Source organism: Niabella sp. ZPM-14 (genome assembly GCF_055693045.2).
Window position 1 is genome coordinate 4,137,914 of sequence record NZ_CM181148.1, and the last position, 20,767, is coordinate 4,158,680.

Here is a 20,767-nt window from a genome sequence, read left to right on the forward strand (position 1 = left end):
AAGATGAGACTTTTTACACTATCGTTCCAAACAAAGTCGCCTGTGTACAATCTTTTATCTGTACATCGACATAATCGCCCTTTTGAAGTGGGGCGCTGTTTTTGGGGAAGACCACCACTTTGTTTTGAGAAGTGCGGCCCACCCAGTCATCGGCGCTGCGTTTGCTGTCGCCGTCGATCAGCACTTTAAAGGTCTTGCCGATGTCTTTTTTATAGTTGGTAAGCGAGAGCTCGTTTTGTTTTTCAATGATTTCCTGCAGGCGACGCTTTTTAATGTCCAGTGGTATATCATCCTGGTAGCGTCGCTGTGCCAGTGTGCCGGGCCTTTCGCTATAAAAAAACATATAGCTCAGATCATATTGGCTGTAGTCCATGATCGACAGCGTCTCCTGGTGCTCTTCTTCTGTTTCTGTGCAAAAACCGGCGATAATATCAGAAGTGATGCTGCAGTCCGGGATGATCTGCCTGATCTCGTCGACCTTGCGCATATACCATTCGCGGGTATAAGTACGGTTCATCAATTGCAGCACGCGGGAAGAGCCGCTCTGCACTGGCAAGTGGATGCATTTACAAATATTTTCGTAAGCAGCCATAGTGTGCAATACTTCACTGGTAATATCTTTTGGATGGGACGTCGAAAAGCGTACCCGCAGCAAAGGAGATATTTGCGCCACCCGCTCGAGCAGCATCGCAAAGGTTACTGCTTCCGCTTGTCCCGCCGAAAGGCCAGCTTCCGGCGAGGCCGTCGCTGCGTTTTTAGCCTGCGGCGCGATATAATAATAACTGTCTACATTCTGACCTAATAGTGTCACTTCCCGGTAGCCGTTTTCAAACAGGTCCCGGCATTCATTGATGATACTTTCCGCATCGCGGCTGCGCTCACGACCCCGCGTAAACGGTACTACGCAAAAGGAGCACATATTATTACAGCCCCGCATGATGCTCACAAAGGCGCTTACGCCATTGGAATTTAGTCGCACCGGAGCGATATCAGCGTAGGTTTCTTCGCGGCTCAAAAGCACATTCACCGTTTTTTGTCCGCTCTCGGCCTCTTCCACCAATCCGGGAAGGCTTCGATAGGCGTCGGGACCCACCACGATGTCCACCAGCTTTTCTTCTTCCAGGAACTTGGCCTTCAACCGTTCTGCCATACAGCCCAGCACCCCGATCAAAGTGGACGGGTTCTGCGTTTTCAGCTTTTTAAATTCTGTCAGTCGCTTGCGAACCGTCTGCTCGGCTTTTTCACGAATGGAACAGGTATTAATAAAGATCAGGTCGGCTTCCTCCACATTCCGCGTCGCTCCAAATCCCTCTTTGTTCAGGATCGATGCAACTACCTCACTGTCAGCGAAATTCATCTGACAACCATAGCTTTCTATATAAAATTTCTTTTTGTACTGATTGGGATCCACTGCAAACGGCGCGTAGCTTTCACCCTGCCGCGCTTCATCATGAGTCTTATTGGCTACTAAATCAAGCATTACATTCCTATTTATAGTTTCAAGCGTGCAAAGATAGGCGATTTTTTAAAAATTGCTGACAGGATGACAGGGGAATGGGGGATGGTTTATAGTCGATAGTCTATGGTTGATGGTTCATAGCAATGGGCAATGGGCAATACGCAATAAGCAATGAGAAATATTCAATATGCAATGGTCGATCGACCATGGTCCATGGTCTAAAGCAACATTAAATACCTTCATTCAAAATAATCTGCATGAAAGCTGCTATTTTTGCAAAATTGTTCGTACATTTGCACGCTCTAAATTCGAGGTAAAGTAGCTTTATGGCTAACAGGAGGGATTACGATATCGCATTTGTGGGGTTAAAGCCTGGTATTCATGAATATAATTACGATATTTCGGATAAGTTCTTTGAGGCATTTCAGCAGCAGGATTTTACAGACTGCCATGCCCAGGTAAAATTGCTTTTGGACAAAAAGAGCAGTTTTATGATGTTGAAGTTCGAGATCGGAGGGAGCCTGATGGTGATCTGTGACAGATGTAATAACGACCTGAAACTGGATTTGTGGGACGAGTTCAACATTACCGTAAAGATGGTCGAAGAGCCTGAATTGATGAACGAACAGGAGGACGATCCGGATGTTTATTACATTAGCCATGGCGAAAGTCATATCAATGTGGAAAACTGGATCTACGAGTTCATCAACCTGAGTATCCCGATGCATAAGACCTGCGGATTTGACAATGCCGACGGTCCTCAATGTAATAAGGAGGCGCTGAAAATGTTGAATAAGTTAGAAACTGAAAAGCCACCCCAGCCGGACGTAAACCCGATCTGGAAAGGACTGGAACAGTTTAAGAATAAAAAGAACTAGCCTCACAGGGCCGGATCACGAGAATAAATTTTTTAGACAAACAGAATTTTTAAACGCATTTAAATAAAGAGTTATGCCAAATCCTAAACGCAGGCACAGCCAGCAAAGAAGCGCAAAACGCAGAACACATTATAAAGCGACTGGTCAGACTTTAACTACTGACGCGTCTACTGGCGAAACCCATGTACGCCACCGCGCACACGTGAGTGAAGGAAAGTTGATCTATAAAGGCAAGGTGGTAGCTGAACAAGCTCCTGCAAAGGCTTAAGCTGCTTTAGTTCTATATTATTTTTTTAGGAATTCCATGTACATGTTGGCCTTTGTTGGCTGATGTATCTGGAATTTTTTTATTTTAGCTGGTACAAAGAGGATGTATCATTCTGTAGCGATTCCTCTCGGGGCAAGTGGTAGGGCTACCGGGCGGTTAGCCGAAACATGCTCACAAAGCCAGGAGGCCGGTGTTGTCGAAAATTGGCCTCAAAAATGCTTAAAAAAGATCGGGGCCTGATGGTCGCTGATGACTGGTGAATGAAACCGGATTGTCAGCATCTTCATTTTGAATGACAATGGAGAATAGACATTTTTGATCATCAGTCGTACTACCCGGTGGCTGTCAGGTTGGGCAGAAACAATAAAACAGTTGCGAATGAATATTGGAATAGATATGATGGGCGGTGATTATGCGCCGGTGGAAGCAGTTAAAGGAATCGGACAATATTTGTCCGCGCATGAATCTTCAGCGTTGTCGCTGGTCTTGTTTGGCGATCAGGTGCAGATCACTGCGCTGCTGACGGAATATAACGTGCCTATGTCCAGGTGTTCTGTGGTGCCGACCACGCAGGTCATAGAGATGAACGAGCATCCCACCAAGGCGCTGAAAGAAAAATCCAACTCATCTATATCTGTCGGTTTTCAATACCTGGCTTCCGGAAAAATTGACGCTTTTGTCAGCGCCGGCAACACAGGGGCCATGCTGGTGGGCGCCATGTTCAGCATCAAAACCGTGGAAGGCGTATTGAGGCCCACTATATCTTCTGTTATCCCCAAACAAAATGGCAGCACAGGTTTGCTGTTAGATGTTGGTCTAAATGCTGATTGTAAGCCGGAACAATTGAACCAGTTCGCGGTGATGGGATCCGTATTCAGCAAATACATTTTTGATATCGAAACGCCAAGGGTCGGATTGATCAACGTAGGAGAAGAGGAGGGAAAAGGTAATATTCTTGCGCAAGCAACTTATCCTTTATTAAAGAACAACAGCGCGATCCGTTTTGTCGGTAATGTCGAAGGACGCGATGTGTTCGATGACAAAGCTGATGTGATGGTCTGTGAAGGGTTTACCGGCAACGTGATTTTAAAGCTCGCGGAATCGGTTTACGATATCGCTCAAAACCAGCAACTGGACAATCCTTACCTGAACCGGTTCAACTTTGAGATCTACGGTGGTACACCCGTTCTCGGCGTGGAAAAACCCGTCATCATTGGTCACGGTATTTCTCATGCCACTGCCTTCGGTAACATGATCGACGTAGCGGTAAAGATGATCGATACCGACGTGTTAGGCAAAGTCAAAGATGCCATTGCAGGCATTTCATAAGCTCCAATCTGTGAAACCTAAGATAGACCTTTTTGTCCTCGCTATCATAGGCGTAATTCTTTTAGCCTGGCTATATCCTGACCCGGGGGCTGAGGATAGTACAATTCCCCTGGACACGATCGGCAGCATCGGCGTGTCACTCATCTTTTTCTTTTATGGGTTGAAGCTCAGTCCGGATAAGATCAGATCGGGATTGAAAAACTGGAAGCTGCATGCTACCATACAAGCAGCGACTTACCTGTTATTCCCTTTACTGGTCATTCCATTTTATTTTTTTATAAAAGAAGATAGTTTCACCTTCTGGCTGGCCTTCCTGTTTCTGGCCGCCTTGCCGTCTACGGTTTCTTCTTCCGTGGTGATGGTCTCAATTGCAAAGGGAAACATTCCTGCGGCTATTTTCAATGCGAGTATTTCGGGGCTAATCGGGATTGCGGTAACGCCTTTGTGGATGGGGTTATTCCTGCACAGCGATGGTGCGGGGTTTGACTTGGGAGCTATTTATCTGAAATTGTTAACCGAAATATTATTACCCGTTGTGCTGGGTTTACTACTCCAAAAGTATACACAGCGTTGGGTAGCGAAAAGCAGCCGGTATTTGTCTTTGTTTGATAAAGCGGTTGTCCTGCTCATTGTATATAAGAGCTTTGCTGAATCGTTTGAAAAGCGGGTGTTCCAGGCTGTAAGCGTGGCCGATCTTCTGCTGATTGCTGCGGGTGTAGTGGTTTTGTTTTATACCGTGTACCGGTTGATTGGTGTCGCGGCAAAGTCAATGGGGTTCAACCTCGGGGATCGCATCACGGCGCAGTTTTGCGGAACTAAAAAGTCACTGGTACACGGAACCGTTTTTTCCAAAGTCTTATTGCCCGCTTCCCTGCCTGCAGGGGTCATCTTATTGCCGCTGATGTTATATCATGCGCTGCAGATCTTCGTGATCAGTATTATTGCGGCGAAGTGGGGGCGGAAGTCAACTACAGCTACATAAGTATTATTTTAAATTTTTATTTGTAAATTGCTGACAAGTATTGGAAGGCGGATGCGGATTTTGAGTTGAGCAATGCGGACTGCTGCTTTCAGTTACCCGAATGGGTTTCATACAATGTTATTAGAAGTATCAAAAATTTGAAATGAAAAGATGCTTGACCGTTTTAATCGGACTTTTTCTAACTGCTACCATACTATTTGCACAAAATAAACAGCGCCTTGGAGCAGATACAATATTCGGAATCGGTAGCATAGTCTCAGATTATCCAAATGTTGAATGGATCAAGGGGACACCGACAATAAAATTTGATAAAGAGAAAATTTACGTTATTGAATGTTGGGCCACGTGGTGTGGTCCCTGTATAGACGCCATTCCTCATCTTAATGAATTAAGTAAAAAGTTTTCGGATGAAATAATTTTTATCGGACAAAGCGTCTGGGAGGATGATAAAGATGCAGTTAAAAAGTTTGTAGAAAAAAAAGAATATGAAATGAACTATTCCGTTGCATTCGGCGGCGGATATGAAAGCGACTTTGTTACGCATTGGCTGAAGGCCGCTAATTTAACCTCGATTCCGGTAACGTTTATCGTTCAAAATAACAGAGTTGTATGGATTACACACCCTAGCGCACTAACCGAGAAAAATCTGCGTTTGCTTATTGATAAGGAATTTTCAATTGAGAAAGGCGAAAGTTTAAGCCCTTATAGAAAATTGCAGGAGGCCACTGAGTTAATGGAACAGGGCAAGGTGAAAGACGCCGGGCGTAAAATTGATAATGTTTTGCAGGACTATCCTGGATATTCATCCGGGCATTATTTGAAGGTGCAATGGTTTAAAAAGCAAGGAAAACAAGAAGATGCCTTACACTACGCAAATAATCTGTTTGTTAAGCAGCCCTCTGAATGGAAATTCACTTACTACGATGAGTTGATGGAGGCAAAGAAGTATGATACTTTAGCTATTCTTTTGGATGAAGATCTTGCCATGAATCCGGGTGATGTTGAGGCTGTCATGTTGCGTTATACACTTTTTGGTCAAAAAAAAGAGTATGGAAAAATTGCAACAATGATCGGAAAGGCCGCGGACAAATGTAGCGATGTAAATGCATTAACCAGACTAGCCTTGATCGATAAATACGTTAATGATTCAGCCCCTGATGCTGAAGTACAAGCGGCGATTTTACAAGCAGGACAAAGACTTCTGTCGCTGAATCCTGGACATTATAATGTTGCGATATCAGTAGCCGAGCAGTTCTGGAAAACTGATAAAGAAGATGCGATCCGTACATTGAATAGGGCGATTCAACTTTCTCCAAAAACAGAAAAAGGTATCAAGTATGGGAAAGTACTGGAACTAATTGTTGCTTCGTTACAGAAAGGGGTGTTTCCCGATGAGCACCAAATAAACGCATGGAGATCTTCCGTTTTCGAAAGATGATGTCTCCGCAAAGTTCCATCAAATGTTTTTGTCGGGCCATGCTGTTAGACTTACCAGTAACGGGCCACTTATTACTTCTTATGTCTTGCTTCCAGGACCTGTAGCACTTCTGACAATGAATACCCTTTGGCCTGCAACAGTACCAGGTAATGAAACATCAGATCTGCCGCTTCGCCCAGGAACAATTCCTTGTTATCGTCCTTGGCCTCAATCACAATCTCAACCGCTTCTTCACCCACTTTCTGCGCGATCTTATTGATCCCTTTCGCAAACAACGATGCGGTATACGATTTTTCCGACGGGTTATTTTTCCGGTCAATGATCACCTGCTCCAACGTCTGCAACGAGAACACGTCATTGGCTTTTCCAAAGCAGCTGATATCGCCTGTGTGACAGGTAGGCCCTTGCGGCGCTGCTTTGATAAGAATGGTGTCATTGTCACAATCGACCAATATCTCTTTGACCAACAAATAGTTTTCAGACGTTTCTCCTTTTGTCCATAAGCGTTGTTTGCTTCTGCTGTAAAACGTCACCTTGCCTTGTTCCTGCGTTGCGGCAAACGCTTCTTCGTTCATAAAGCCCAGCATCAGCACTTCAAGTGTGCAGACATCCTGGATGATCACCGGCATCAGGCCGTCGGTATATTTTGAAAAATCAGGAGACATATATATTCAGAATTTAGCTTTTTTAGATGGTAACTATAATCGTACGGGAATATGCTTCCCGCGTAAATATTCTTTCAGATCCTTGATCTCAATTTCTTTAAAGTGAAAAATGCTGGCTGCCAAAGCCGCGTCTGCAAAGCCTTTGGAGAAAACTTCATCAAAGTGCTCCATCGTTCCGGCACCGCCTGAAGCGATAACAGGAATGTTAACGGATTGACTGATCGCTGCGGTAATATCAACCGCAAAGCCTGCCTTTGTTCCGTCGTTCTCCATCGAGGTCAACAGGATCTCGCCGGCACCGAGGTCGCGGCATTGCTTTACCCACTCCGTTGCAATCAATGGCGTAGGAGTGCGGCCACCGTGGGTCACCACTTTCCAAACGCCATCAAATAGTTTAATATCCACCGCTACCACTACGCATTGGCTGCCGAAATGCTGAGCGAGCTCCGCAACCAGCTCCGGCCTTTTAACAGCCGAGGTGTTCACCGATATTTTATCCGCACCGTTTTCCAGCAATACCGACACGTCTTCCACCGTGTTGATGCCACCGCCGACTGTAAAAGGAATGTTAATATGCGTGGCGATCTTTTTTACCAGCTCGGCCAGGGTCTTGCGTTTGTCCACCGTGGCGGTAATATCGAGGAACACCAGCTCGTCCGCACCTTCCTGGCTGTACCGGATGGCCAGCTCAACGGGATCTCCCGCATCACGCAGCTCAACAAAGTTGGTGCCCTTTACCGTGCGGCCATCTTTGATATCTAAACAGGGTATGATTCTTTTTGCGAGCATTACGATTAATTTGAAATTTTGTTTATGATTTTTTAAGCATCAACACATAGTTACATAGCTAACGCTGACAAAAGTCTGTATAGAAAACAAGTTTTATAAACATAGGAGGCATCATTCTGCTTCTAAAATTATTGGGAATCTTATACTTTAACACACCCATATTAACATCAATCAGGCAAAACGCTGAAATATTCATTGACAAATGTTTTCTGACCTCCTCTGAAAATGTTTGAACAATTGAAATTTATAAGTATGCCCTTGGGGCATCGCAATAGCTTCATATAGGTCAGAAGCTGCGCTTCATATACCGGAAGGATTTCGTGTACAGATTTTAATTCAACAACTATACAGTCTTCAATGAAAAAATCGCATCTAAAGTCCACATCAAGTGTTTTTTCTTTGTAGATGACAGGGATTTTCATCTCTGTGAAGAATTTTATTTCTCTATGTAATAACTCTTCCTTCAAACATAACTGATAAACACTCTCAAGTAGTCCTCTGCCCATAAATTTATGAACCTCAATAGCACAACCTATTATTTCATAGGTTAAAATATCTAAACGCTTTTTTGTCAGCATTACCTATGTCTCTATGTGGTTTAATTTTTTGCTCATCAAATATCAAATTTCAAATCAGAAATTGAAATCCTCCCTTCATAAATTGCCTTCCCCACGATAGCGCCGCTGCACCCCGTAGCTTTCAGATCTTCCAGGTCCTTCATCGAACTTACACCTCCGCTGGCGATCAACTGAATGCCTTCCACTTCATCCAGGATCTTCCGGTACAGATCGTTAGCGCTTCCTTGCAAAAGCCCGTCCTTGCTGATGTCCGTGCAGAAAAACTGCTGAATGCCTTTGGACGCATAATTCTTTATAAAGTCAATGATATTGATATCTGTGGCTACCGTCCATCCTTTGATCTGGATCTTTTCATCCAGGACGTCAGCACCTAAAATGAATTTATCCACGCCATACGCCATCAACCACTGTAATAATAACGCTTCGTTTTTTACGGCGATACTTCCGATTGCGGCGTAAGCTGCCCCTGAGTTGAAGGTGATGGCAACACTTTCATCATCACTGATGCCGCCGCTGAAGTCGGTTTTTAAGTTGGTCTTGCCGGCGATTTGTTCCAATACTTTCCAGTTCTTCACTTTGCCCGCTTTGGCTCCGTCCAGGTCCACCAGGTGCAGCCGCTGTAAACCCGCGTCTTCAAAGGATTTGGCCACTTCCAGCGGATGTTCGTTGTAAATTTTCTTCTGGTTGTAATCGCCTTTGCTGAGGCGCACACACTTGCCGTCAATAATATCTATAGCGGGAATGATCTGCATTTATTTTAATGTTTGTTCTTTATTAGTTTTTCAATGCCGTCGATTCTGTAGCACTGATGATAATCTACAAGTCCAGGAAATTTTTCAATATCTGCGCACCGGCGTCTGCGCTTTTTTCGGGGTGAAACTGGACGCCGTAAAAATTGTCTTTGTTCAGAGCACAGCTGAAATCGATGCCATAATGACTTTGCCCGATCGTGTGCTCGTTCAGTTCCGCATAATAACTGTGCACAAAATAACAATAGCTGTCGCTCGGAACGTTCCTGAACAACGGGTTCTCCTTCACCTGGATATTGTTCCAACCAATCTGTGGGATTTTGAGATGATCGCTTTGAAAGCGCTTCACCTGCACATCAAACAGGTTAAGACAGGCGGTGTCATTTTCTTCACTGTGTTTACAAAGCAATTGCATACCCAGGCAGATGCCAAACAGCGGTTGTTTCGCAGCTTTGATCACTTCGTCCAGTTTGCGCTCCTTCAGGTAGTGCATCGCCGTACTGGCTTCACCCACGCCCGGGAAGATGATCTTATCTGCCGATAAGATCCTGCCGGCATCGTCGGTGACTTCAGCCGATACGCCGATACGTTGCAATGCAAAGAGCACTGACTGTATATTGCCGGCATTATATTTTACAATAACTACATCCATTGGTATTAATTTATAAGAGCCCTTTAGTGCTGGGTAACTGCTGATTACCTGGCGTCCGTTTAATCGCCATTTTGATCGCTTTGGCCAGACCTTTGAAAATCGCTTCTATCTTATGATGCTCATTGTCGCCTTCTGCTTTAATATTGAGATTGCACTTAGCGGCATCGCTAAAGGACTTGAAGAAATGGTAAAACATTTCGGTCGGCATTTCACCTATTTTCTCCCTGTTGAAAGCCGCGTCCCAAACCAACCAGGGCCGGCCGCCAAAGTCAATGGCTACCTGCGCCAGGCAATCATCCATGGGCAGGAGGAAGCCATATCTTTCAATACCGGCCTTATTGCCCAATGCCCGGTGAAAGGCCTCGCCCAACGCAATCGCCGTATCTTCTATCGTATGGTGCTCGTCAATATGCAGGTCTCCTTTGGTAATGATCTTTAGGTTGATACCACTGTGCCGGCCTAACTGGTGTAACATATGATCGAAGAAGCCCAGGCCGGTCTCTATTTCACAAAGCCCGGTACCATCGAGGTTGATCTCAATATCGATCTGCGTTTCATTGGTGTTGCGGGTGTGCCGGATCACGCGCGCCTGTAGCTGCAGAAAAGCATAAATCTCTTCCCAGCTTTTCGTTTTAAGGGCAATGGTTTGATCCAATTCTTTCAGGGTGTCGGACACTTCGTCGGCGCCCAACTGTTCGTCAAGGTTCAGCCAGATTCCTTTACAGCCTAAGTTTTTTGCAAGCTGTATATCGGTGATGCGATCTCCTATGACGTAGGAGTTGGCTAAATCGTAATCTTTATTGTTGATGTAAGCGTTGAGCAAACCAATACCGGGTTTCCGGGTAGGCGCATTTTCGTGCGGGAAGGTTTTATCGATCAGCACTTCTTTGAACAGGATCCCTTCGGTTTCGAGATTGCGCATGACCAGCTCCTGGTAAGGCCAGAAGGTTGTCTCGGGAAAAGAATCGGTTCCAAGACCGTCCTGGTTGGTGATCATGACCAGCTCATAATCCATGTCGCGCGCAATCTTGCCCATCCAGGTAAACATGCCGGGAAAGAAGGTGATCTTTTCTATCGAGTCGAGCTGATAAGTAGGAGGCGCTTCCTTGATCAATGTGCCATCCCTGTCTATGAATAAAACTTTTTTCATCAAATATGTTTTGTTCGCGGCTGAACCGCTGATTTTTTAAGGTTCGATAATGATCGTATCCTTTACGGCTGGTAGTCCTTCAGTGCTTCGATCAGCTGTTCATTTTCAGCGGCCGTTCCCACGGTAATCCTCAGGCATCCTTCACAACCTTTAGTCTTCGTGCGGCTGCGCACAATGATACCCTTGTTTTGGAGGTATGCAAAAATATCATCTGCCTGGTTCATTTTTACCAAAATAAAATTAGCATCAGAAGGGAATAGCTGCTCCACAAACGGCAAGGCCCGCAGTTGTTGTTCGAGCCAGTCACGTTGCGCAATAGTCGTCTTGGTCCATTCATTTACCTGCATGATATTTTTCAGTCCGCGCAATGCCAGTTGCTGAGTGGCCTCATTGATGTTATAGGGATACTTGACATTGTTCATCAGCTTGATGATGTCTTCGCTCGCAAAGGCAAGTCCCAGGCGCAACGCAGCCAGGCCCCATGCTTTTGAGAGCGTCTGCATCACCACCAGGTTCGGGTATTCCGCCACCTGCTGTGAGAAGGTTTTCTGGCGGGCGTAATTGATGTAAGCTTCGTCAATGACAACGATGCCGTCAAAATTGTTCAGGATGATCTCTATGTCTTGTCTTACGATGCTATTCCCTGTAGGATTGTTGGGCGAGCAGATAAAGATCAGTTTGGTGTGATCGTCCACGGCATCCGCTATCGCCTGAATATCCATTTGATAGTCCTTTGTCAGCGGCACTTCTTTCACTTTGACATTATTGATCGCAGCGCTAACGCTATACATCCCGTAGGTGGGAGGCAGGGTAATGATATTATCGATTCCCGGCTCACAAAAGATCCGCATCAGCACGTCGATCGCTTCATCACTTCCGTTGCCGGCAAATATGTTGGCGACGGGAATGCCCTTGATCTCGCCGATCCTTTTTTTCAGGTTCATCTGCAAAGGATCCGGATACCGGTTCAATGATTCATGAAGATCGTCGATGTCCAGGTTGACGGGAGAACCGATTGCATTTTCGTTGGCGTCAAGCATCACGCTTGCCTCGCCGGTAAACTCGTGCCTTGCCGTGGTGTAAGGCGCGAGTGTTCTAATATTGTCTCTTACGAGAGCGTCCAGACTGAAATCCATTTGGATGATTTTTGATAATTCCGATGTGTTAGCGCCCCGTATTTTTAACCTGGCGCAATCTTATTTTTACCGCTTCGCTATGGGCCTGCAGGCCTTCGGCTTCTGCCATCGCGGTTACTGTTTTTGAAATGTTAGAGAGCCCTTCTTTGCTCAATTGCTGGAAGGTGATTTTTTTATAAAAGCTATCCAACGACACGCCGCTGTAGGCGGTAGCATAGCCGTTGGTCGGAAGTGTATGATTGGTGCCGCTTGCATAATCACCTGCACTCTCCGGTGAATAATTTCCGACAAACACCGACCCGGCACTGCTGATTTGCTTCAACATCCGGCTCGACGTTTTGCAGGCTAATATCAGGTGTTCCGGTGCGTATTGATTGGAAAAGTCAACTGCTTCCATGATGTTCTTCACCACGACGAAACGGGCATGCTGCAAAGCGCGGGCGGCAATTTCTTTCCTGGGGAGCAGTAATAGTTGTTCCTCTACCGCTTCAGTTACTTTTTTGGCCATATCCAGGTTCGTACATACCAATATCACCTGCGAATCGGGGCCATGTTCTGCCTGGGCCAGGAGATCAGCTGCAACGAATGATGGTTGAGCCGTATGATCTGCTATTACCAACACTTCAGAAGGGCCTGCCGGCATATCGATTGCTACTTTGGTTTGCAGGATCTGCTTGGCTGCGGTTACATATTGGTTGCCCGGTCCGAAGATCTTAAACACAGCGGGAATACTTTTCGTGCCATAGGCCATCGCGGCGATCGCCTGTGCACCGCCCGTCTTGTAGATCTTGCGGATGCCGCAAAGCCCTGCTGCAAAAAGGATCGCTTCGTGGATCTTCCCGTTTTTATCGGGAGGAGAACACATTACCACTTCTTTACAGCCTGCTATCATGGCCGGTATGCCCAGCATTAACACAGTGGAGAACAGGGGAGCGGAGCCGCCCGGAATATAAAGCCCGACTTTTTCAATAGCCCTTGCCTCGCGCCAGCATAATACGCCCTTCGTTGTCTCTACTTTAGATACAACCTGCTTCTGGGTCAGGTGAAATTTCTGGATATTATTCCTGGCCTGAACGATCGCCCGCTTTAAAGCAGGAGGGATCGCCTTCTCAGCTGCGGCCATTTCTTTGGGAGAAACCTGGAGCGTTTTCAGGATCACTCCGTCAAACTTTTCTGCATAATTCTTTAATGCGGAATCTCCGTTGTTCGCTACATCGTAGATAATATTATTCACCGAAGCCTGAATCGTATTGCTGTTCTGAAGCGGCCGCTGGCAAAGCCTGACCCATGATGGGGAGGAAGGATATTTATATATTTTCAAATTGCAGCATTTTAAAAATTTAACATTCAAAGACAGGTTGTTTGACTACCTGCAAAAGGCAGCTTCCGCATGATGACCTATTCGATGATCTTTTCGATCGGCAAAATTAAAATTCCCTGTGCGCCCGCAGCTTTCAATTTTTCTATCACGTTCCAGAAATCATTTTCACCAATAACCGAGTGAATAGAAGACCAGCCTTCCTGTGCCAACGGAACAATGGTAGGACTGTTGATGCCCGGCAGGTAAGAGCAGATCTCTGGGATGCTTTCGTTGGGCGCATTCAGGAGAACGTACTTGTTGTATTTCGCCTTTCTTACAGAGCGGATGCGGAAGAGCAATTTATCTAAAAGCGCACTCCTCGTTTTAGAAAGATTATTGCCAGCGATCAAAACCGCTTCTGATTTCAATATTGTTTCGAGCTCGTATAATTCATTGCTGAAAAGAGTGCTGCCGCTGCTTACCAGGTCACAGATGGCGTCTGCCAGTCCGATACGTGGAGCTATTTCAACGGATCCGCTTATCTCGTGGATATCAGCAGTGATCTTATTTTGTTTTAACCATTTGCGAAGGATCAAAGGATAGCTGGTCGCTATTTTGATACCATCAAGATCTTTAATCGTTTTATATTTTTTGCCTTTGGGAAGGGCGATTGACAACCTGCATTTTCCATAGCCTAACCGTTCTACGATCTCGGTTTCTTTATTTTTTTCCAGCACCACATTTTCGCCCACAAAGCCGATGTCTGCAACGCCATCCTGTACATACTCAGGAATGTCATCATCTCTCAGGAATAAGATCTCAGCATCGAAGTTTTCAGCATTTATCTTCAATTGGTTGTTGCCATTCGGTACACCGATACCACATTCTTTTAATAACCTGAGCGAGTCTTCGCTCAGCCTGCCGGATTTTTGCACCGCAATACGAAGCTTTTCAGACGCTGCCTTTGAAGGTTTCTTGTCGGCACCGGCGGAGCGGGGCGTTACTGCTTTTCCTTTTTTTACATTTTTTTTTGTCATGATTCGTTTGTTGTTTCAGGTTGTTGTCAAATATCCTTTCCCGGGCTAAAATAAAAAAGGCTTACATGTCTGTAAGCCCTTTATAAATTGATACATAGCACCACCGGCTTACTGTTGTAAGTATGCAAAATGATGATGAGTATGTAAATTGTTATTGTTCATTGCGCGGCAAATATAGAAACTAATTTAGAAAATGAAAATTTATTTTGAGAGAATGATCCGATCATCAGTAACGCTGTTGTATCATGTCCTTCAGTGTTATTGACTGGTTATAATTTGGCCTCAACGCCCACCCGGATGGTTCTTCCCGGTGAAGGCATCTGGATGACGGTGCCTACATCATATTGATACCGGTCTGTAAGATTATCTACCGAAAAAGACAGCTTGATGTTTTTACTGACCCGGTAAGAACCAAACACATCTATCACATGATCGGCGGGGATGGCCACAGCAGCAGCCGCAGCGACACCTGTTCCGCTAAGCCAGTCCTTGGGATTTTCCTTCTGGTTGTGATACCTGAACCGGCCTCCTAAAGATAACTTTTGCTTCAACGCGTTGACCCCTGTGCTCACAGAAAGCGATTGCCGGGGTGGTATGCGGCTGGGCAGCACGCTCCATTCAAATCCTTGTGTGTTGCAGGCGGGAACCCCGCCAGCTGCTCCTAATAGTTCAGAGCATACTTTGGCATTCTTGTAAAAGATGGCCGAGATATCGAGGAAACAATACGGTGATTCATACAGCCCGATCAGCTCCAGGCCTTCCAGGTTGTACCGGTCGTAATTGATAAAGGAAAACGAAGATCCGGGCGCATCGGGTTGTGCGGAACTGACAGGCAAGGAAGCCGCGGAAATAAATTGTCGCGTGCGATTGCTGAAAATACCGGCGCCGAATACAAGCTGATCCTGCATAGCGAACAGGTTAGGAAACCTGCTTTGCAAACCGAGTTCCCAAGCTTGCGTGGATTCTGTTTTTAGCGGATAGTCCTCATTATAGCTGAATGTTTGAATGGAGGTGGTCGACTCATACAAGCTGGGCTCACGGCTGATGCGGGAAGCCTTACCATACCAGGTCATCCAGCTCCACGGTGAGTAGCTCACCTGCGCGATCCAGTCGCCGTTTACTCCATAATTGTATTTTTTTTCAGTATTGTGGTCCTGAACGGTGGCGCCGTGCACTTTTATTTCAGCCTGCAGCAGGAACTGTTTCCACTTATATTTTCCCGATACAAAGGCATTGTAAGCATTTCTTCTTCCGTTTCGCGAAGCTCCGGTCAACCCATCGTTGTCGGTTTCGCGAAGCGGACTAATCTTTTCAGTGAACACGGCAGCGCCGTAACTGATCAGGAGAGGAAGATTGCTGAACCCTGAAGTATTTTGAACCATGACACCGTTCCGGTCGTTCTCAAAACGATGCTGATATTGATCGCCTAAAGATCCTGCACTTTGTCCCAGGCCATTGCGCTGGTTGAAGTTGCCATAGCTTCCGAAAGCCGATACCTCCAGGTTGGCATGGATGCCGGGGTTGTAGTGATATTTTAAGCTGTAGGTGTTCAGGTGTGCGGTACCTAATGACCATTGGGGCATACTTTCAACGCCTTTCGGATATCGTTTAAAGTTTGAGTCATTATGATTTTTATACCAATAGGCGGCGAGCACTTCGCCCGCCTCCTGGCCGTGATAGCGATACATAGCTTCCAAATGCCGATCCGTACTGATTTTCCAGCCAAGCTTGGTCAGGAAATAGCGGCTGCTGTAGCTCGTGTTCACCACTTCCTGTCCCGGTCTTACCGCGGGATTTTTGTACAGGTCTCTGTGATCGGCTACCAGGGAGTCATAGTAGACGGGGTCGAAGCCATAACGCTCAGCGCCTCTCTTGCCCGCATAATAATTACCCTGATCATGGAAGCCCGTGGCTGCTATCCAATCAACGTTTTTTCCTTTGTAACCCAGTGCCAGCGTGGCATTGCCGCTGCCGACCTTAGTTTCGGCAATATCATTTTGTAACACATAATACTGGTTGATTTTTTCGTTAGCGCTGATAGAAGGTTTGCGGCTATTGTTTGCAAGGTTTCCTTTAAAGCTGATTCCCCATTTTTTTCCGGGTAACACGACGTCGTTGGCATCAACAGTATTCAGGGTTACTACACCGCCGGTGGCGCCGGAAAGATTGGCGTTGAAGGCCGCACCTTTGCTGACGCCTGCTTTTTTGACAAGGTCCATCTCGATATAGGTCCGATCGCTCGAGCCCTGGTAACCTCTGAACGTTTGGGTGGACTGCAATACTCCATCGACTAACACGGGCACGCGCCCTTCACCCTGAAGCCCGCGGATACCGATATCCAGCGCCCCGGCTTCATTGCGGATGTTGTTGACCTGAAGACTAGGAATACCCTGGAAGACATCCCCGTTAGAGCTGCCGCGATAGCGGCTGATTTCCTCCGGATCCAGCTGAACGGATTGCAGATTTTTCAACAGCTTCCCGTTGATCAGCACTTCTTCCAGCTCCACGTAGGCAGACTTGTTTTCAGAAAGGACAACAACGAAAGGCAGCTTGTCTACTATAAATTTTCTTCGCCTGACCAACAAGGTGTCGCCTTTTTTCAGATCCAGTTGAAACCAGCCACGATCGTCTGTTACTGTTTTCTGATCCGAAGTAGCTACGGGTGTGTGGGGCCATGGGGCGCCATCAGGGCGAAGCAGGCGGCCGTTGCCCTGGGCTGCTCCGCTCCGGCAAAGCAGCAACATGGTTGATAAAAAGGCTCCGATGCGGAGCAGCGGTACAATGTTCATTGCTATGATAATTAAAAAGGCCGCGCAAAAAATAAAAATGCCCGTGAGAGGATGGCCATTGCGCAGGCAGAAATCAGCGGCTGCGATACCTCAGAGGTGGGTATCACAGTCGCTGAAAAAATATTCGGAATTGTAATCGCTTTTTACGGCTCTCTTCTTTTCACGACAACAATGGAGTTGGCGCCAGCTCTGGCTGTTCCGTCAGTTAAAGCGATCGGTGTTTGATTTTTCCAGTATTTAGCTATATTATTTTTCCCGTTGGATTCGTATCCGGCGGTATATACGTCTTCACCCACTACGTAGATCGATCTGGGTGCGGCATGTTGCTTGCCGTCGGTCAGCGTTACTTCCTGTCCGTTCTTCCAATATTTAGCCACGTCTTTGGTGCCGTTAGATTCGTATCCTGCCACATATATGTCGTCGCCGTCTACGAAGATGGCCGTGGCGATCGCCCGCTGCTTGCCGTCGCTAAGTACAGTTTCCTTTCCGTTTTTCCAGTATTTAGCCACGTCTTTAGTTCCGTTGTTTTCGTAGCCCGCTGCGTACACATCGCCGTTTGCCACCACAATCGCATTGGCATCCGCGTTTCGTGATCCATCCGTCAGGTTAAAGACCTCTTTGTTCTTCCAATATTTAGCCCGGCTGACAAAGGAACTGTTGGATTCACGTCCCGCAATGTACACGTCATTGCCTGCTACATAAATACCATTAGCGGCAGCATATAGTTTGCCGTCGGTCAAAGCCGTTTCTTGCCCGTTCTTCCAGTACTTCGCCACATCTACAGCGCCGTTTGATTCATAGCCCGAGATATATACATTGCCCTGCGATACGTGCATCGCAGTGGTAAAGGCGCTTTGAAGGCCGTTACTGAGATTAGCAGCAACGTCGTTCTTCCAATGCTGTGCTACGAATTTGAAAGTGGTGCCAAAGCCATAACCGGTCGCGTGGACATTATCGCCGTCGATAAAGATGGATCGGATGTAGCTGTTTTCCTTCCCGTCACCCAGGCTTACCGCCGTGCCGTTTTTCCAGTACTGTGCGACATCTTTGGTACCATTGGATGCGAACCCGCCTACGTACACGTCTTGTTGAGTTGCGTATACTTTGATAGTAACCGGCTGACTCTGACTGTTCCCTTTTTTCGCAGCGATGGTATAGGTTCCTTTTTCAGAAAAAACATGGCTTTGGCCCTGGATCGCCTGGTTATTGACGTATATCACCGCATCAGTTGCCGCCTTTCCATCTGCCGTGACGGTAAACGTAACTGGCTGCCCGACCTCCACCTCCAAAGCGGAGGGGGTGATCAACACCGTCATTTTCGTATCTATCTTGTTTTTCTTGCAAGATGTCATAGACGCTATTGTTACCAAAAAAAGTGATAGCACAAATAATAAAATGGAACTTTTTCTCATTGTCTTTAATTTTAAGGTTTATAAAAAGCGCTGCATGAGGCATGCGCAAAGCGGGCCGTGTTTTGGTATTGAGGAATGGTTAGGAGTTCCTGTTCAACGATTCAGCTTGTCACAAATGCCTGCTTATAACGGCGCAAAAGTAGAGGAGTATGGCTGGCTGTATTTTCGAAATGCGGAAAAACTGTTTTCGAATTACGGAAATATTTCATTTATAGTTGTTTCCTGTTTTATAGTTTATAGATCTGTTTTTTCTTTATAAGATTGTTTGTCATGTTAATATGTAATTATTTACCGGGGACCAGGTGTCTTTTTGTATTGTTCTTTTTAACCATCGGCGTGACAGCTCCACGGCTGTTGGCCGCCCAGGATAAGGGGCATCCCCGCCTGCTGCTGCTCAAAGGAGAGGAGACGCAAATTGAAAAGGCGCTGCAACAAAATCCGAACCTTAAAAAGATCCACGATGCCATCATCAGCGCATCTGACAACTTTTTATCCCAGCCCGTATTGACCCGGAAATTGGAAGGCCGGCGATTGCTGGGCGTTTCGAGAGAATGCATCCGCCGTGTATTCTATTTGTCGTATGCCTATCGAATGACAAAAAATAAGGCGTTTGCAAAAAGAGCGGCCGCCGAGCTGTTGGCAGTGAGCGCGTTTACTGATTGGAACCCTTCTCATTTTTTGGATGTGGCCGAAATGACCCTCGGTGTGGCGATCGGCTATGACTGGCTGTTTGAGTACTTGTCTCCATCTTCCAGGGATATCATCAAAAATGCGATCATCAAAAAAGGAATACAACCGTCCTTTGGTGATAAAGGAACCTGGTGGATCAACGGTACCAACAACTGGAACCAGGTTTGCCACGCAGGGATTTCATTCGGAGCGATAGCGCTTTACGAGGATGATCCGGATCGGACGGAGCAGGTTTTACAGCGGGCAGTAGCCAATCTTCCCGCTGTGATGAAAGGCTATAACCCGGACGGCGCCTATCCTGAAGGCTATAATTACTGGGGCTACGGGACTATGTTTAATGTATTGTTCATCGATGCGTATGAAAAGTTTAAAAAAACAACGTATAGCTTCGATCAGCTGGGCGGGTTTTTGAAGACGCCTTATTATATGCTTCATATGGAGGGGGCTTCGGGCAACAGTTTCAATTACTCTGATGCCGGAAACGGGGTGGACATTCAACCAGCCTTGTTTTGGTTTGCTAAAAAGAAAGAAGATCTTTCGTTGATCTGGAATGAATCCAAATTTATACAAAGGAGTAGTCTGCCGGAGTTGACGGTTGAACGTACCTTGCCCGCCTTGCTGATCTGGGCGAAAGACTTTAAAAAATTTAAAGTGCCCGCACCTGAAAACCTGACCTGGTCCGGCTCGGGGCCAAACCCGGTGTGGTTGATGCGCACTTCATGGACTGATCCCAACGCTATCTATGTCGGACTTAAATGCGGCTCGCCCTCGGTCAGCCATGGACATATGGATGTAGGTTCCTTTGTTTTGGATGCCGACGGCGAGCGATGGGCTGAAGACCTGGGCATGCAGAATTACCATTCTCTGGAATCGAAGAAAGTCGACCTCTGGAATATGAGCCAGCAATCTCAGCGCTGGACTATTTTCAGGTACAACAATTGGGCGCATAACACGCTAACCGTGAATCAGCAGTTACAACGGGTCAATGGTAAAGCAGAGCTGGAATCGCATTCAGCGGACCGGCGCCTGATGAATGGAATCACCGACTTTACCAGTGTTTATTCGGGACTAGAATCTGCAAAGCGCGGCGTTGCGGTCGCAGACGGAAAATGGGTGATCGTTCGGGATGAAATAAAGACTGCGGATAGTCTGGTGACACTCCGTTGGACCCTGGTGACCCGAGCAGCCGTTGCTATAACAAGTGATCATTCTTTCAGGTTGACCCAGCACGATAAAAAGATGAACGCCATCATCGATGCTTCGCAACCCGTTTCTGTCAAACAATGGCCGGCCGTGTCTGAAAATGATTTTGATGCCGCCAACCCCGGCGTCACATTGATTGGGTTTGAAACAGTGGTCCCTGCAGGTAAAGAGGCGTACTTCAATGTGGTCTTTCATCCGGGCCAGGGCGATGGGATGAAGCGTCGCCCGATTCCGGCATTGGGCCAGTGGCCTAAAGATTAACA

At 46.5% G+C, this 20,767-nt stretch carries 19 protein-coding genes; 7 read left to right on the plus strand and 12 right to left on the minus strand.

Going from position 1 to position 20,767, the window contains the following annotated elements; all coding sequences use genetic code 11:
• Positions 1-13 precede the first annotated feature (13 nt).
• The gene (miaB, locus tag ACU37H_RS17600) at positions 14-1,480 is read right to left on the minus strand and encodes a tRNA (N6-isopentenyl adenosine(37)-C2)-methylthiotransferase MiaB (RefSeq protein WP_472704632.1); all 1,467 of its coding nucleotides are present in this window, start codon (positions 1,478-1,480) and stop codon (positions 14-16) included.
• Between the two features lie 305 nt (positions 1,481-1,785).
• On the opposite strand from miaB, the gene ACU37H_RS17605 reads away from it, so the two are divergent.
• From ACU37H_RS17605 to ACU37H_RS17625, 5 genes are all read left to right on the plus strand, one after another.
• Positions 1,786-2,337: a YceD family protein gene (locus ACU37H_RS17605; protein ID WP_472704630.1), complete on the plus strand. Its 552-nt coding sequence runs from the start codon at positions 1,786-1,788 to the stop codon at positions 2,335-2,337.
• Between the two features lie 73 nt (positions 2,338-2,410).
• A complete protein-coding gene (rpmF, locus tag ACU37H_RS17610) occupies positions 2,411-2,605 on the plus strand; it encodes a 50S ribosomal protein L32 (RefSeq protein WP_472704628.1) in 195 nt (64 codons plus the stop codon).
• Between the two features lie 378 nt (positions 2,606-2,983).
• Positions 2,984-3,934, plus strand: coding sequence for a phosphate acyltransferase PlsX (plsX, locus tag ACU37H_RS17615; RefSeq protein ID WP_472704627.1), 951 nt, complete (start codon positions 2,984-2,986; stop codon positions 3,932-3,934).
• 10 nt (positions 3,935-3,944) lie between these two features.
• Positions 3,945-4,916 carry a bile acid:sodium symporter family protein gene (locus tag ACU37H_RS17620; protein ID WP_472704625.1) on the plus strand — a complete coding sequence of 324 codons (972 nt, stop codon included), beginning with the start codon at positions 3,945-3,947 and terminating at the stop codon, positions 4,914-4,916.
• A gap of 142 nt (positions 4,917-5,058) precedes the next feature.
• Positions 5,059-6,354 carry a thioredoxin domain-containing protein gene (locus tag ACU37H_RS17625; protein WP_472704623.1) on the plus strand — a complete coding sequence of 432 codons (1,296 nt, stop codon included), beginning with the start codon at positions 5,059-5,061 and terminating at the stop codon, positions 6,352-6,354.
• A 71-nt stretch (positions 6,355-6,425) separates the two neighbouring features.
• Here ACU37H_RS17625 and hisIE read toward each other — a convergent pair whose 3' ends face one another.
• The 11 genes from hisIE to ACU37H_RS17680 all read right to left on the minus strand — a co-directional run bounded on the left by hisIE (position 6,426) and on the right by ACU37H_RS17680 (position 18,551).
• Complete coding sequence (gene hisIE / locus ACU37H_RS17630) at positions 6,426-7,019, minus strand: bifunctional phosphoribosyl-AMP cyclohydrolase/phosphoribosyl-ATP diphosphatase HisIE (protein ID WP_472704621.1); 594 nt, start codon at positions 7,017-7,019, stop codon at positions 6,426-6,428.
• Between the two features lie 33 nt (positions 7,020-7,052).
• Positions 7,053-7,808 carry an imidazole glycerol phosphate synthase subunit HisF gene (hisF, locus tag ACU37H_RS17635; RefSeq protein ID WP_472704619.1) on the minus strand — a complete coding sequence of 252 codons (756 nt, stop codon included), beginning with the start codon at positions 7,806-7,808 and terminating at the stop codon, positions 7,053-7,055.
• Between the two features lie 167 nt (positions 7,809-7,975).
• A complete protein-coding gene (locus ACU37H_RS17640) occupies positions 7,976-8,386 on the minus strand; it encodes a GxxExxY protein (RefSeq protein WP_472704617.1) in 411 nt (136 codons plus the stop codon).
• Positions 8,387-8,421: 35 nt separating this feature from the next.
• Positions 8,422-9,138: a 1-(5-phosphoribosyl)-5-[(5-phosphoribosylamino)methylideneamino]imidazole-4-carboxamide isomerase gene (gene hisA, locus ACU37H_RS17645; protein WP_472704615.1), complete on the minus strand. Its 717-nt coding sequence runs from the start codon at positions 9,136-9,138 to the stop codon at positions 8,422-8,424.
• Positions 9,139-9,202: 64 nt separating this feature from the next.
• Positions 9,203-9,787 (minus strand): imidazole glycerol phosphate synthase subunit HisH, encoded by a 585-nt coding sequence (hisH, locus tag ACU37H_RS17650; RefSeq protein WP_472704613.1) that lies wholly within the window; start codon positions 9,785-9,787, stop codon positions 9,203-9,205.
• Between the two features lie 10 nt (positions 9,788-9,797).
• On the minus strand, positions 9,798-10,937 hold the full coding sequence (hisB, locus tag ACU37H_RS17655) for a bifunctional histidinol-phosphatase/imidazoleglycerol-phosphate dehydratase HisB (RefSeq protein ID WP_472704611.1): 1,140 nt from the start codon (positions 10,935-10,937) through the stop codon (positions 9,798-9,800).
• A gap of 62 nt (positions 10,938-10,999) precedes the next feature.
• Positions 11,000-12,073 carry a histidinol-phosphate transaminase gene (hisC, locus tag ACU37H_RS17660; RefSeq protein ID WP_472704609.1) on the minus strand — a complete coding sequence of 358 codons (1,074 nt, stop codon included), beginning with the start codon at positions 12,071-12,073 and terminating at the stop codon, positions 11,000-11,002.
• A 28-nt stretch (positions 12,074-12,101) separates the two neighbouring features.
• Positions 12,102-13,394, minus strand: a complete 1,293-nt coding sequence (gene hisD, locus ACU37H_RS17665; protein ID WP_472704607.1) for a histidinol dehydrogenase — start codon at positions 13,392-13,394, stop codon at positions 12,102-12,104.
• A gap of 77 nt (positions 13,395-13,471) precedes the next feature.
• Positions 13,472-14,410 carry an ATP phosphoribosyltransferase gene (hisG, locus tag ACU37H_RS17670; RefSeq protein WP_472704605.1) on the minus strand — a complete coding sequence of 313 codons (939 nt, stop codon included), beginning with the start codon at positions 14,408-14,410 and terminating at the stop codon, positions 13,472-13,474.
• Positions 14,411-14,679: 269 nt separating this feature from the next.
• Positions 14,680-17,199, minus strand: coding sequence for a TonB-dependent receptor domain-containing protein (locus ACU37H_RS17675; protein WP_472704603.1), 2,520 nt, complete (start codon positions 17,197-17,199; stop codon positions 14,680-14,682).
• Positions 17,200-17,342: 143 nt separating this feature from the next.
• A complete protein-coding gene (locus ACU37H_RS17680; RefSeq protein ID WP_472704601.1) occupies positions 17,343-18,551 on the minus strand; it encodes an immunoglobulin domain-containing protein in 1,209 nt (402 codons plus the stop codon).
• 43 nt (positions 18,552-18,594) lie between these two features.
• Here ACU37H_RS17680 and ACU37H_RS17685 point away from each other — a divergent pair, with 43 nt between their 5' ends.
• Both ACU37H_RS17685 and ACU37H_RS17690 read left to right on the plus strand, forming a co-directional pair.
• Complete coding sequence (locus tag ACU37H_RS17685) at positions 18,595-18,870, plus strand: hypothetical protein (protein WP_472704599.1); 276 nt, start codon at positions 18,595-18,597, stop codon at positions 18,868-18,870.
• An 11-nt stretch (positions 18,871-18,881) separates the two neighbouring features.
• The gene (locus tag ACU37H_RS17690) at positions 18,882-20,765 is read left to right on the plus strand and encodes a heparinase II/III domain-containing protein (protein ID WP_472704597.1); all 1,884 of its coding nucleotides are present in this window, start codon (positions 18,882-18,884) and stop codon (positions 20,763-20,765) included.
• Positions 20,766-20,767: the final 2 nt, after the last annotated feature.